Genomic DNA, 15,442 nt, shown 5'->3' with positions numbered 1-15,442 from the left:
AATGATTGAGTGTCCGCATCGGCTGTAAAGGTGCCAATCACATATTGACCAAGCCCCCCTTCCGAGCTGGTGTCAGTGTAATTCAGGGTAACACCACCTGTACCAGCAATAGTGAGCGCCCCCCCGTGCTTGTTATTGCGCGCATCCTGCGCCCAAATTTGAATCTGGTATTCCTGACCATCGACTAATTCATTGCCCGTCCCACCAAAAGTAAACGTCTGAGTCTGTAAATCCACCTCGGGGTCCGTACCAGTCTCCCACAGGCCAGACGTCAGTAAATCTTGATAGTTCGCGGAGAGAGAACTAAAAGGTGTAGATGCAGTTCCAAATGCCGTATCAGAATTCTTTGCGGAAGTATAGTTCAATGCTGTCCCGTAGGTCGCAGAACTCTTCAAATTTGCAGCCGTTCCTCCCCCGGCAAATGTCACGCCGTTGACGACAATTGAAGCGCTAGTCGTACCAAAGCTTGCTGCGACAACGAGCGTGCCGTCGGTCGAGACATCGGAATCACCGGAAATAGTCGTGGCGCTGCCCCAAGTGATCGTAGCAGCGTGCGACCATGATAAAAGCACAAAAGGTGCAACGGATAGAAGCGGTAGTAGTTTCTTATTCATATGGACTGGTCTTGGGTTTTTAGGTTAAAACAAATATGCTCAACTAATTAACACCCACACTGATCGAAATCTGACGAAAAAAATATAAAAACATAAGTTTTTAGATGATCGCATGGTTTGTGGGGTAAATTTCAGCAGGTCATATCATTGCATTTGGGAGTCATGAAAGCAAGCCATCGCACTCGGAAATAAAGTTTACGTAACCATGATGTTGATAAGCTTTGATTCCATGTAGATCCAAGGTAAGAAACGGCAGGTCGACCCCAGGTAAATACATGGTGAAAATACAGTTACAGAACGGGGGCCAGATCGCTATATTTCATCCTCGCTCAACCAACGAAGCGAGGTGATCACAAATCGGCGTCCAAAGCGCGCATTATCCGCCGTCAAGGTAGCAGTGCGCTCTTCGGCTTCATTTTGTTCGGGCCGTATATAAGAGGGCAAACGCTGCACAGTCGCCTCCAAATAAGCGCGAGCTCCAATGCTGCCATCTATGGCGCTGCCACTGTCGCCGTAGGATCGAATTTTAAAAGTATCGGAGCGGACGGCCATGCGGTGGCCCAACTTAGCCAAAACGAGACCTTGGGTCAGGTAGCCGGGATTGCCCGCCGCAGCGTGTCCGAGCAGCGACTCCTTACCTGGGATTTCGACGCTGGAATGTGAGCCATCATAATCCGCCAAAGTCACGCTGTAATCATCAAAACCTCGGCTACCAGCAGCATCAAAGTCTCCTTGAATACCGGAAAGGTCGATGGCCGCTTGCAAGGCTCCGGTCGCGCGCTCGGTCTTGAGCACGCCGGAAGTTTCGATTTCAAGTGAAGCATCTTCCTTTGCGGATCGATAATCGATATGGTCCGGCACACGATTCACAAAATGGCTCATCGAAACGAAGGGGCCACGCTTCTTAACTTGATCAACCATGGCGACAGCCAGAGCTTCCAATTCTGCCTCGCTCAATCCCAGAAAACCGTCAAAGACCCCCTCCTGCTCCGAATAATTATTCGTAGCCCCTCCCCTTTGAGGCCCCAACGGGCGTGCTGATGCTAAGAAAGCAGTTTGAGGGTGCATGCTATCTTCACTCCCATCAGAGCGGATCACAGACTCGGACAAGCCACTGGCCAAGAAAGCCTTCCATGCAGCAACGGAGGTAGAATTGACGTTAAACACCCCTTCGACCAACAAATTCGTGGCCGAGGATTCGTAAGCAAAAGCATCCAACTCTGAATCCAACTGTAAGCGGTCTTGGCTCAGCAACGAGCTGCCGTCGCTGGTATAATTCGACATAAAAAAGGCATCCCATAGCACATCATTCAGCAAATACGACATATCATAGTAAGCCAAGGTATCCCCGCTCGCATTAATTGAAGTTGCCAGTTGATCGAGCCCCATCGCCGGAGGCGCATAGGAACTTCCAATCACATGTGTGGGGCTAGTGCCTTCTGCAAAATTTAGACTTCTTTCGATCAAATCCGCCGCCAAGTCATCCCGACCGTCTCGATCATAATCAATCGGCTGGCTCAAAAATGCATCTCGAAAAACGCCCAAGCCCACAAATGCGTCGCGAGGTTTGGAGACTGATTGAAGCACCCAACGCCCACTGGATGTGGAGAATCCATTGGAAAATCCGACCGGAAACTCCGGCACGCCCTCATCGTATAGATCCGAACTATACAGGGGATCGGAAAGCGTATTACCATTGATCGTCGCGTCAGGGGGCTCTTGCAGCTCCAAATAGGCTCCCTCGCTAATCAGATATGCATTCCAATCACCATTGGTATCCATATAGCGTGGCAGGCTCACGCGTTGAGCCAGCGGCGAAAAATCAGTCACCACACGTCGCTTGGCCGGATACGCAGTGCTCGCATAATTCTCCAATGATTTGAGATACATACCATGGCCATGCGTTGGGAAGCCGCGCATGGTGCCGTCGCCACCAGGCGCGAACGGAGCGTCCCCCGCACGGGTTAAGTTAGCCAGGTTTCTCACATCGTGCACGCTCAGGGCGACCGAACCGGCACCTGGATTCCCCCAAAATCCAACTCCGGACGCGGAACCAAAATGCGACTCATCGGCATATCCGGGTGACTGATCACGCACTTTATAGTGACCATGTGCCAACTTAGAACCGCCGCCAGCCCAAAGAGGCGCAGCCAAGGCTGCCTCCAGAGTCTCCCCCTGCCCCAAAACGAACTGTGCCGCACCGCTCACCGTTTGAAGCAGCCCGACACCTAAAATGCGGGAGGGGTCGACGGGATCTCCACTACCACCGACTGGATCTGTATTGTTAATGGCAATCGGAAAATCCTGATAAAAATAGGCTCCGTAACGAAATCCGGGCCGCATGACATTGCGCACAGGATCCGACCACGAGTTGGGAAACACCAGAGCATCTACCGCCACGGGTGAGAAAACGATCGCCTGCCCCGGCTCAAGGGAGATGCCCTCGCCATCCGCGCCCTCAAGTAGGAAACTCAATGGACGCATCGGATGATCAAAGCCAACAGTCGTATTCTGGGCCCCCGCCCCCGAAATCGTTCCACTCTTGATTTGGCCTTCCGTAAAAAACGCAATATTCTCCACAGTGCTTACGTTTGGATCGGGGTCGCTGTCGTAATCCACCCAGACTCCGGGAGATCGATCATATCGAAAATCCTCAAATGCCTCCGTCGCAGGGTCGGCAAAACGATCATAGCCACTCACCACGTAGCGCCCGGCAGCCAGCGTAACATCGGTAGGATTCCATAACACCACAACCGGCATCACACAGTAGCGGGGGGTCAAATCATCCTTGAGATAAAGGTGATAATGCATTTGCCACTGAGCCACCACCGGCCGCACCCCGGAAACATAGGACGTATGTGGGCTAACATTCTTGCTGCTGCTAAGCGCTCCAGTTGTTGTCGCATCTTGAAAAAAAGAACGCATCTGCGCCCAGAGCGGACCACCTGGGTCGCCATGCAACAATGATGCCTGCTGCGACGAATGCGTGAACGGAGGAAACATCTGATCCTCGTATGGCCCGACACCCCATTCATCCAAGAGTTTCTGAAATTCAGTGTCATCACTGAACGCCGCCGTTAGATCGCGTTTCAAACCACCGGCACGCACATCACTCATCACTCCCAGACTCGAAAGAGTCAGATCGTGAAAATAGCGTCGGGCAAATGCACCATTATCCGCATGACCATAGCTGCTGCTGAGCAGAACACTCAAAGAATCATCGCTAGCGAGTTGCGCCCGAATTACCTTGGCTGCTTCGATTTGCGACTCAGTCAAAGAATCCAGCAATGGGGAACCGACATCCGGAGCCGCAAGCACTTCAAGCCCCGCCCCGGTGGGGTTCAACACCTGTTGATTATGATACGTCGTGCCAGTAGAACGCTGACTGCGAACGGAGGCTTTCATCCCCTCGTCGGCGACATACCATGCGTAGTGCCCAAGCCCGTAATTGTTGGCATCTATCGGACGGGAATTGAGGACAACTGCCCCATCTGAATCCGATGCCGAATGCCCGGAGTAAAGTACCACAGCATCGGAGGATGAAAGCGAAAAATTAGACGGAAAGTCAGACGCATCCGCCCCCGCCTCACTGACCAGCCATTGAAGCGCAGCTCCACTTTTGATCGCAGCCGGATTGACGCGAGGATCGACATCACCGAAATCCGCAGGATCCGTCGACCAAACACCAGTCAACATTCTACTGGCTTCCGGCACGCTGTCCAGATCAGCACGCGCAGTCACCCGCTGATCGGCACCGAGACTGGCCTGCAACTTCCCTAGAGCCATATGTAGCCCCAAAAGGGCATTCTGCTGAGCCCGATTACGTTCACTCACCAATTGAGTCGCTTTGGATTCGACACGAATCAGTGTCGCCATCGATAAAAGCAAGAGAACAACAAAACCCATCAAGCCCAATGCGAGAACGAGGGCAAAGCCCCCGCTCCGCAGTCGCTCATCACGCTCTGGGCTAGTAGAACTTGAAGTGGGTAGAGTCAATTTTAGGAGAATTTAGAGGGGGTAGAACTCGCGACGCCAGGCGCCTTTTCTGGAAAGCGAATTGTAGAGAAATACCAAGCTGCGCGAATCCTGATGAAAAGTCCACGTCCGCTTGTAGTCGAGATTCTCTGGACTCGCTTCGGATCCGCTAAAGATCGAAACCTGCACATAGCGACCGTCATAGAGTTCATCCAAGGAGAAGTCAGCTGAATCCAGTGGTTTCAAAGAATAAAGCTTTTGGTTCATGCGCAGTGTGATGGTCTCTGTACTAAGATTATAGACCCGGGTCATTCGAGCTGGCAGACTATGCTCGCTGACATCTAAAGAGATCGCACGAAAACGATTTGTAGCCTCGTCCCACAGCACGATGATTTCAGCACGCTGCGCCCCTGCTGGGATATCGACTTGTAGGATCGGCTCATACACGGGCTTCCCCTGCTCATCGAGTCCTGTTTTATCGTAGAAAACAATCGGCGACTGGCCACGATACTCAAACGAAGAACTGGTTTTCCCCTTTAGGATGCGTACCTTCTTCATCGTCGAGCGGTCTCCCCCCTCATAGTACAGCGTCTTCACTGAAATAGCCGTGTTGGCATTCGATGCTCCAGCTTGCTCATGCAACTGCTTGTGCCAGGATCGAATCCGCAAGTCGACGATGAGCGTATCACCAGACTCTGCCGCGAGCAGTAGGACTGAGCTCATCAGCATGAGCACTGGCAGTATGCATATATTTTTCATTAGATTATTATTCAGGGCAAAACAGTGCAGTTATTAGCCGTCATCATCCTCCTGCTTAGCTGCGCGATCCTCGTTTACGGGCAAATCACGAGTCAGCTTTGTATACAATGCAATCAGTTCTTTTTTCTTCTCCGGCATCTCAGTGGACAAGTCATGATACTCCGAGATATCTTCTTGAACATTATAAAGTGCGCCTGCGTCGAGCCAAGGCTCAGCTTTGGCTCCTAATTGCGTCAAATCCTTGGGCCGGGCAGCATAATCGATCCACTTGTAGTCACCGACGCGTATGGCATTGGCGTTCCGCACCTGTCGGCGAAAAAACAAAACCTCATGAGGATTGCCTTCTTTCTCTCCGGTCAAATACGGCATCAAATTAACGCCGTCGATTATGCGATCCCTAGGAAGCTCTGCCCCAGCCAATGCAACTGTAGTGGTAAAAATATCCATCGAGCTAACGACGTCTTTCGTATTCACCACACCCTGAGGCAACACTCCAGGCCAGCTCATCACATAAGGCACACGCACGCCGCCTTCATATTCAGAGCCTTTACCAGAGCGCAAAGGCAAATTGACCCCACCGAGATCATTCGGACGCGCCAAGGCAGCACCGTTATCACTCAAATAAAAGACCAAGGTATCTTCGCGCAGACCTTCCCGGTCCAGTGTCTCCATAATATTACCGACCCCGTCATCCGCCGCGAGTAGCATGGAAAGATAGGTCAGCCGCAGCAATTCCTGGTCTAAGTCTTTTCCTTTGAATTTACCGAAATCAAAAGCGGGTGCATGATAATAAGGCTGCTGCTTTTTGAGAGTCGTGTGTGTGAGCATGCGCTCATAGGCTCCCTGATACTGAGGCGCGTGCTCGACGATACGTTTGACCAGTGGCTCATAAGTCCGGAACGGACTGTGCGGCGCGTTGTATGCGACATACAGAAAGAATGGTTGATCTTTATTGCGCCGAATAAAGGAGACGGCTTCATCGGTATACGCATCTGTAAGGTAGCGCCCGTAATCCCGTGGACTGGCCTCTCCACTTTTCCAGGATGGCGGATCTTCAGTGCGAGTCATGAGGTAATCTTTCTCGGCGGCAAGATCCCCCCAATAGTAATCAAATCCACGTGCGATCGGACGACGCTCTTCTTTTTTTGAGCCCAAGTGCCACTTCCCCACGGCACCCGTGACATACCCACTGCCCTTGATCGCTGCGGGAATAATGATTTCCGAGAGCGGCGGCCCAGTGTCGCCGTCATCCATATTTTTGTTGCCCTCCATACCGAAACGGCTGGAGCTGCGCCCCGTTAAAAGCGAAGCACGTGAGGGTCCGCAAGTGGAGAACGCCACATATCCATTTCGAAACGCGACACCTTCACTCGCGAGACGATCGATGCTAGGCGTCAAGACCTCCTCCGACCTTGGAAACCCTTGAAAGCCCGCATCGGCATACCCTTGATCATCCGTAAGAATGACGATTATATTCGGCCGCTGACACACAGAGTCGGATGCAGCACTTAAAAAGACTGCGCCAAGCATCTGCAAGCCTAAGATCAGCACGGCACGATAGTGAGTCATAACAGGGGTAGCTAAAGAGGAATACAGAGTCACTTAGAAATATAGGGGGTGACATGAATCACCCCCTTTAAATGATTGGAAACGAGACTTACTCGGCGGGATTCAAAAACACATGGTGTAGGTTCATGACGCCAGAACCCGGCACGCTTTTCGGATCTACAAGCATCGTGTAGCTTCCTGCTTTCGCAAAGTGCATCGTTCCGACTTTTTCAGAGGCAAAATCATTCCATGTTCCGGTATCCCCCACGGTGAAGCTCAATTTCTGATCTCCGGCACGAAGCTCGACAGAGCTCCCCTTGTTGCCTGCCGGGCAGGCATAGGCGATCCCGACCTCGTAGTCACCGGGCTGTTTGACCTGAAAGGTCCACTCTAGTCGCTCACTGACTTGTTTCCAGCGTGTGATGTATTCATCGAAGCCTTGCTTGCGATAGACTGCATTCGAACCGCTCAAATCAGCCGCTTCGGCTTTTAGTTCGATCGCGCCCTCAGTCGGCTTGAAGTCGCCTGTAATTTTCATCTCAAGCAACATCAGCTCTGTGGGCTCGGCCATGACCGCCTCGGAAGTGTCCTTTACTGGCACCAAAAATATAGCGCGTGGACGGAACAACTCTTCTTTGGGAGTGGCACCATCGGCTGAGGCGATTTTGAGATCGTAAACACCGGGCGTCAGTGTCACGACACCGACCTTATCGCTCGCGGGGAAAGTGGTATTGGGACTCTCAAATCCCATACGCAAGCTTTCCTCGGTAGCATATTTGGGATCGCTGTTACCAAAGCGTGTTGTCTCTTGGATAAATTTCGCAGTGCCGACAGTCACTTCGTATTTATTGTCAAAAGGACGCCCCGGTCCCTTGCGGTTACCATAGACCAGATAGATTTCATAGCTTCCAGTTTCAGCCGCACGCACACGCCAGGAAACGGCATCTTCGGCGCTGACCCAATTGCGCAGATAGGCATCTTCACCACGGCCGACGCCTGCTTTGAGGTCTCCGAAAATACTTGCCCCATCATAAACGTGCAGGCGATTCTCTTCTTCAGGTTCAATGAGTCGGACACCGTCGCTCTTTGGCTTGGTAACGCATGTCAACTGGATCACACTGTCAACAGGATGCGGCGGCTGCGATGGCACCTCTACCGTCACAATGGTGTCGCTGGTACGCGTCACCTTCAAAGGCTGATTACCTTTCATTAAAGTTGCGGATTGCACATCAGTCAAAAGACCTCCGACCCGCAGTTTTCCATCTTTGGGCCAATCGAGCACGTGTAGATACAAATTATCCCCCTCCGCACTAATGACACCCCAGTTCTGAAAGGGCAAAGGCGACTTGCCTGCACCGTGAATGGAGGCCTCCTGCCCTTCGATCCACTCGGCAATGGCGTCAAAGGTCTCGATATCTTTCTCGACCCAAGTGCCGTCCGGTTTGGGCCCGACATTAATCATCATGTTGCCACCACGTGCCACCACGTTTGCAGTCATACGAATGAGGTGCTCTGGAGAACGGCGATGATGTTCGTCGTTTTTATGATAGCCCCACGAATGCAAGGTCGATTGAATCGCTTCCCAGTAACGTTCGTCGCGCGGAGGAAAGGCAGTCGGGTTGTCAGGTCCACCGCCGTAATCGCCGTAACCACGTCCGATACGATAGCTCACCACCGTCTCGGGCTTAATTTCGCGCACCGCTTTCAGAATGTGTGCGAGGTACCCTGCGGGCAACCAGCCGGGAGTATCAAACCAGATCATCTCGGCATTATAGTCCACAAGCAACTCACGTAACTGAGGGATGCATTTTTGGTTAATATATTCCTTAACTCTCTCCCTGTGAGCGTCGCCCTCTTCTCCTTTCTTGTTATACCAATCGCGCTCCTCATCTGTTGGATGAAAAGGATGCTCCCAGGTAAAACGAAAATTACCCGGCTCATACCAGTCCTGGGCATGCGAATAATAAACACCGAACTTGAGGCCGTGCTTCGCACACGCATCGGTTAGTTCACGCAGAGGATCGCGCTCCCAGCCGGCCGTGTCCTCGATATCAAAGTCACTGTATTTTGAAGGATAAATCGCAAAGCCGTCGTGATGCTTCGCGGTGATCACCACATACTTCATGCCAGCCTTTTTAGCACGAAGAACCCATTCCTCCGCATTAAAGTCATCCGGCTGGAATCGGCTGGCAGCAAACTCAATGTATTCCGATTTAGGTATTTTCAGTTCGCGTGCGATGTGTTCGGCATAGCGGTCAATCGACTTTTCTCCCTCATATTCGCCACCTAATACAGAATACGCACCCCAGTGAATAAACAGAGCCAAGCGTGCCTCTTCCCACCAACCCATGCGTTCATCCAGATGCTCCATCGATTCCTGCCACCAGTCCATGTTTGGAGTTTCGACGGATTGAGCGGCCAGCGGCGTCGCTAGCGGAGAGGAGCAAAGGATCGCGCCTGCGAGACAGATCGCACTACGTGTGGTATTGGATAGTATAGACATAATTACAAATGATAGATTTTGGGGAGGACAAGTCGTGGCTTTACTATAATCATCACCACCGAATAACTGCAGGCTGGATTGTTAATTGCCTACCCCCTTACACTCCATCAAATGCGGAAATCTTACGCACTTTTTTAGGTAAAATTTCGAAACACTCGCTTATCGAGTCACAGACTCCCAGGACTTTCCAAAACGGATCTCACTTACATGCAGAGGTATATCACCAATGACGTGTAATATGATTGAATCCAATGGATCCTTGCTGGTGTCGCCTTCGGCACGAAGTCTCCAAATCGGCTCCTCCTGCAGTTGCTCGGGGTCACCTATGACATCCAGATTGATCTGATCCTGTGCGTGAGGCCGAATCAAAATTTTCCCCACCAATAGATTCGCCTCATTCGGGTTGGTCTTGGCCGAAATTCGCCCACTACTCCCGTAGCGACATAGCAAGGTATGCCCCTTAAAGATGCCGGTCGTCAGTCGATCCGAGTCATTCTTCGACGGATTATCTGTATTCCTGAAGTTGACGAAGAGGGTCGAAGTATCGCCATCCTGCGTGGCTGTATCCGCCTTGTAGAGCACACTGAAATAGTAGGTGCCACTCTGATCACGACGAATTGGATGCGCCAAACGCCGGTGCAAAGTTGAATTGCCCGAGATGACAGCCGATTTGCCAGTGGCACTAAAAAAGTCTCCGAAGCCAAAGCCTTCGGCCAGAACCAGGGCATCGCGCCGGAGGACCTCCATCGACAGAGTACGTGCCAAGCCACGCCAAGGGGTATCCCAGCCCAAACCACCCTCGCCCAACTCTACGGGCTGGTTCAGCTCCACGGCGTAATCAAAGTTATCCCGTGCCCATGGGGTTCGACTGACCTCGGAAGGCAGATAGTCGAGCACTTTGCTACGATTCCCCGTCCCCAAGAACGCCAATTCAGGCTGCCCACCAAAAACGGCGGTTTCTCCCTTGGCGATAAAGGAGATGTCGTCTGCCGATTCTGGATTGGTCCGCCAGACTTCTCCGTCGTAGACGCGGATCGCTTCACCAACGGAGCCAACTTCAATCGAATACTCAGTGCCGACATCGACGAGAACCGAGTAAGGGGTCCGCACTTCAAAGGTCTCACCGATGAAAAAGTTTTCAAAGCCTAAGTAGCCATAATGTAGAAAGGCTTTATCAGCCGTCTCCAAGCTCAGGTGAGCAGGTCCTTCGAGAACGATACGTGCCCCTTTATCCAAGCCAAAAACAATGGTTCCGGACTCCAATACGATGTCTCCAAGGGAAAGTCGGCCGCCCTCTTCAAAGGTCAAAGCATTGTCTTTAAAGACGCAATTCTCCATGCGAAGAATCGAAGCCACTTCAACCGAAGCAGCAGGTGGATTCACGGACACGTACGACGGATCGACACCTTCGGAAAAGTTCCACCACAGCAGACCGGCCATAAAGATCACAAGTGCGGCAGCAATCCCTTGCCACCAACGATTCGAGACCGACTGCTTAGGCGTTGTTTTCGGAGCGTAATCCAACATCAGCAAATCTGAACCTGCAGCGTCAATACCAGCCATATCGCTCAAGGCCATATCCAGCGAGGCGGCACTCCTAAAATCCGCACGTAGCCCGGCATCCGTGCGCAAGCGCTCCTGCAAGCGAGCCAACTCGACCTCGTTGATCTCACCACTCAAATAGCGGTCAATTAATTTCCAATCTTCGTTATTCATTTGATCCCCTCATTGGCCAATTTACCTTGAACACAATTCAGTAAGGTCAGTCGAAGACGACTGAGCAACTGATAGAGCGCAGCTGGTGTCTTACCAATTTCAGCTGCGAGTTTCTTTTTCGACTGATCGGGGGTATAGGCTTTAATCACAAGCCCACGATATTTCTCTGGCAACTTACGGATACACTTCTGCAGTGCCTGAATCTCTGCAGCACGTTCGGAGGTTTCCTCGACGCCTTCATCGGCAATCAAGCTCAGTAGGTCTTCATCCAAAACCAAGCGATCTCTCGCCTTGGATCGGCGGTATTTCAGAATTTCATAGCGTGCTATCACGCACATCCAACGCCCGAATCCTTCCGCGTCCTCTAGTGTCGAGAATTTACGCCAGGCCACCAGACTGACTTCCTGCATGACTTCGTTCACATCCTCAATCGTAGGCAGCCCTGCACGTACATACGCACGCACCTTGGACTCGTGCATCGAGTACAAACGAACAAAATCCTCCATTTTTAGATCTGACATCGGTAATTCATTAACTCCACTTGTTTACTACCGCAATTCACAAGATGTGACGAAATAAATCTAAATAATGAATCTACTCCAGAGTCTCGATGCCCACGGGGCCGGCTTCAAAATCAGAGGGGCTCAACCAGGCTGAACGCACTTCCACTCCTTCCATGGTACGCTCATACAGATGTGTGCTCTTCGGATCCATATAGAGATACTCATCGAAGATATCACCGTGACCAGCCATTCGGGGGTCACCTTCTTCTGCCAATCGCTGCAACAAGCGCAGGCGCAGTTTGTTACGCTTGTCTACAAATTCAGGATATCCAGCCAGATTGCGCAAACAATCGGAATCTTCGGAAATTTGATACAGCTCCTCCTGAGGGCGCTTACCGAAATTCCATTGCCAGAAGTGGTGCAAGCTCGGATCGGTGCGACCTTCGAGAATCTCGGTTTTCGTGGCGCCACCGTCGGTGTTGGCATAGCCGGCCTCTGGATTACCAACCGGCCAGCGTCCGGGCTCAAAATTAATGATATAAAGAAAATCGCCCTCGACAATCGCCCGCGTTGGATAGCCGACATTGTTGGGACGCCCCACATCATGGCGTTCTTTTCCGAGCAGGACATGATCCCTGACTTGCTCGGACGGACGATTTTCCAGAATGGGGCTCAAGCTGCGACCGGTGATTGATGCCATACCAGAGCGATCGGCTTCAATCCCAGCCACTTCCAGAAAAGTGGGCACCAAATCAATCAGGCTCACAAACTCGTCCACCGAGCGCCCGGCGGAACGAATGCCCTCGGGCCAATAAATGATCAAAGGCAAATGATTGGAATACTCGTAGGTCTGCCCCTTCACCCGCGGAAAGGGCATGCCGTTATCCGAAGTCACGATAATAATCGTGTGATCCAAGATGCCGCGAGCTTCAAGCTCGTCCACCATCTCCCCCAAACGGGCATCGAAATACTCCAGTTCAAAGACGTAGTCCAAAATATCGTCGCGCACCACATCCGTATCCGGCCAGAACTCGGGGATCCATTTGACATCCTCCAGCGATTTTCCACCGACCTTACGACCACTTTGAAACTCATATTTTCGGTGCGGTTCCCAGCCTCCATACCAAAAGAAAAAGGGCTCTTCGCTTTGACCATCGTTCAGAAAGGTCTTAAAATTGGCCACATAATCAACGATATGAATCCCACTGGTAGGCGGATCGAGAGTGAGATCGGTATATTGATTTACCAATATATCGCGCCGCTTGCCATTTGCATCAAAGGCTTTTCCCGGCAGCCAGCCCTTGCCCGTGTAGCCGACATGATAGCCATTCTCGTTCAAGACCTCGGCCACAGACTTAAACTCCAGAGGAAACGAGGCCCAGTGATTACCGGCCTCCTTTAACTGCCAGGAGTTCCTCCCGGTCAGAATGCAAGCGCGCGACGGTCCACATTTGGAATTGGGCGTATAGGCTCGTTGAAAAAGAAGACCATGATCCGCCAAGCGGTCCATGGTAGGCGTGGAGACCCAATCGGTTCCGTATGCCCCCGCATGCAAGCCGGCATCATCCGCCACACAAAGCAAAATATTGGGCCTAGCGGATTCTGCCCTCAATATCGTGGACGACATCAACACAGCAGAGCCGAAAAAAAACAGCCCCGCTAGGTTTTTAGTCAAAGTGTCTCTAAGAGTTAAAGTGAACATATACTAAGAGACCGCCGGACAGCTAAGTTTTTAACGTTTTTCGAGAAAAATAGCATCCAAGGCAGGAACGCGGACTTGATCGCGGTGCATAATACGGGAGCCATCATTCTCCTTCCGCGTCCCTGAAATACGATAGTACGCGCCATCGTAGTCGGGAAAGAGCGAGGTCAGGTCAAAGACTCGCTCGTGCAAAGAAGGGTTCGACAACACCACACCGTGCTCAAATTCGCGGGCAAACAACTGCCCGCCTTGGTGAATCTTTAGATTTCGCAGAGCCACCGCGCCTTGATACTCAAAAGTAATTTTAAGCGAAAGTGTATCCAGATCCACATCCCCCACATCCCGAAAATAAAATGACTGTCGAATAAAACCTTCGGTGCCAAAAACTCCTTCCAAGTCATTGTAAAACCCGTTCTTTCGCGCGGAATCCTCATACTCCGGTAATTCGTCGGCAGATACTTTAATTGCTCTGGGGTAAGCGCTTCCCTCCAGCGATGGGGCCAGTGGCTCCTTCGAAATCACTTCAAAGGATAGTACGATATCCCCCGCCGGACGCTTGAGGCCCTTCAGAGTCAATGTCATGGGCGCCAACGGATCGTCGTCATTTCCCTCAAGAATCAGCGTATTGCCGCCCCCTTGACGCATGCTTGCCCCATGCAATTCAAGCTTTGCCAGCAATGGCTCCCCCCAACGCACTCCGGCTCCGTCCAGCAAGTCCGGCATGGCTTCCTCCAGACGTAAGACCGGCCCAACTGCTTGCCCCAACCAATGAACCTGCCCGCGATGCCCCGCGACGAACTCGTCCAATGGCGCACCGCTCTCCTCGTCAGAAACACTGGTCGCATAGACACCCAGGCTGGAGAGTGTGCCCAAGCCCAAACGCGCGTATTGTTCTTGGTTCTCGAGATCGAAGTCCGACTTAAACTTAAGTGCCGAAAAATTAAATGGGTAAGCCACCTTTCCAAAAGCCGTCCAGTAATCAAAATGGTTAATCGGCGTCGAGTAGCCGCGGAAGGCATCATGATGATAGGGAAAGCCCTCGGCCTCCATACCGCTAAACACCCCGACCGCACGCTGGTGCTTATCCGAACCGCCATCGCCAACGATAATGAATTCAGGCCCCATGCGTGCACGCAATCGTTCGGCCCATGCCACCATACCTTCACGCCAGACATTCCGACCATCAACATAGCCATCTAAATCCGTCACGCCATCAACATTGACATCCATGTCTGGCCAGCGCGCCACCCAGTAAGTCACATCAAAAGCCACCCCACCAAAACCTTTCAACTCTCCGGTCTTGGGGTCGAATTTAGAAACGATTTCATCCACAAACAGATCCGAAGCCTGCTGCCCATTGGCGTCCCTGGGGCAAGTGCTGGCATGATTATAAAACCAAAGAATCTGCCCGCCCCAAACACCGCCGACAATCGGCGCCACATAGAGCCCATTGTAATCCTGCACCTCAGAACCATACAGGCCGCGATCCACCTCAATTGTTCCAGTCGTGAGATCAACCGACGTCAAACGGGCATATTCCGTCTTCTTCCAATTGAGGCGACCATCTGGAAAACGCTCCACTAAAACAAGATCCGGCGCATGCCATTCTCTTTCCCGCCGATCAATATACCCCTTCATCGAAAAACGATCCACATGCTCTACTTTCAATACCGAAGAGCCACGCTCGACCGAACCATCCACAGCCGAGCCGGTATGCAAGGCCCAATGCCCGGGGAAATAGCGCGCCTGCACCTCCGGATGTTCTCTGGCCGCCCGCGCTTCACCATTCAGATGCCACAGAAACAAAGTTACCGGGTGTGCGGCCAAATAACGCTGCGCCCATGCAGGCGATTCGGGATGCACATTAAGTTCTTCATTCCAGAATTTGCGAATAACGACTGAGTAATCTTCCAAACTCTGGCTCCAGGCCTCATAGGATCGATGGCTAGGCCGATGCATTTCCCCACGAAAAGCAATCAAGGCCGGAAATCCCTCCTTAAAGACGCGTTTCGCTTCAATGCCGACCGGATAATTCTGCCCCAGCACCACCGAGCACACGGCAATCACAAAAAACATGGAAATTCTAAGAATGCGAAACGTCATACCCATGAACTACCCGACA

9 protein-coding genes are annotated in these 15,442 nt (G+C 51.9%); all 9 read right to left on the bottom strand.

The genetic code is table 11. From position 1 onward, the window contains the following. Positions 1-614 (bottom strand): hypothetical protein (locus QEH52_RS10475; RefSeq protein ID WP_308950301.1); only part of this gene is annotated, 614 nt, incomplete at its 3' end. Between the two features lie 312 nt (positions 615-926). After that, positions 927-4,490, bottom strand: a complete 3,564-nt coding sequence (locus tag QEH52_RS10470; protein WP_308950299.1) for a hypothetical protein — start codon at positions 4,488-4,490, stop codon at positions 927-929. Between the two features lie 132 nt (positions 4,491-4,622). Continuing rightward, on the bottom strand, positions 4,623-5,348 hold the full coding sequence (locus tag QEH52_RS10465; RefSeq protein ID WP_308950297.1) for a hypothetical protein: 726 nt from the start codon (positions 5,346-5,348) through the stop codon (positions 4,623-4,625). Positions 5,349-5,381: 33 nt separating this feature from the next. Then, entirely contained in the window at positions 5,382-6,917 is a 1,536-nt protein-coding gene (locus tag QEH52_RS10460) for a sulfatase-like hydrolase/transferase (protein WP_308950296.1), read from the bottom strand. A gap of 88 nt (positions 6,918-7,005) precedes the next feature. Continuing rightward, positions 7,006-9,399: an alpha-L-fucosidase gene (locus QEH52_RS10455; protein WP_308950294.1), complete on the bottom strand. Its 2,394-nt coding sequence runs from the start codon at positions 9,397-9,399 to the stop codon at positions 7,006-7,008. A gap of 159 nt (positions 9,400-9,558) precedes the next feature. Then, entirely contained in the window at positions 9,559-11,115 is a 1,557-nt protein-coding gene (locus QEH52_RS10450; RefSeq protein ID WP_308950293.1) for an anti-sigma factor, read from the bottom strand. Next, on the bottom strand, positions 11,112-11,636 hold the full coding sequence (locus QEH52_RS10445) for a sigma-70 family RNA polymerase sigma factor (protein ID WP_308950290.1): 525 nt from the start codon (positions 11,634-11,636) through the stop codon (positions 11,112-11,114). Before QEH52_RS10445 ends, QEH52_RS10450 begins: the two co-directional genes overlap by 4 nt. 73 nt (positions 11,637-11,709) lie before the next feature. After that, complete coding sequence (locus tag QEH52_RS10440; RefSeq protein ID WP_308950289.1) at positions 11,710-13,293, bottom strand: sulfatase family protein; 1,584 nt, start codon at positions 13,291-13,293, stop codon at positions 11,710-11,712. A gap of 57 nt (positions 13,294-13,350) precedes the next feature. Next, the gene (locus QEH52_RS10435) at positions 13,351-15,396 is read right to left on the bottom strand and encodes a hypothetical protein (RefSeq protein ID WP_308950288.1); all 2,046 of its coding nucleotides are present in this window, start codon (positions 15,394-15,396) and stop codon (positions 13,351-13,353) included. Between the last annotated feature and the right edge of the window lie 46 nt (positions 15,397-15,442).

Origin of the sequence: Thalassobacterium maritimum (assembly GCF_031127805.1) — a bacterium.
Classification (GTDB): Bacteria; Verrucomicrobiota; Verrucomicrobiia; order Opitutales; family Coraliomargaritaceae; genus Thalassobacterium; species Thalassobacterium maritimum.
This window is presented reverse-complemented; position numbering and strand designations above follow the sequence as displayed.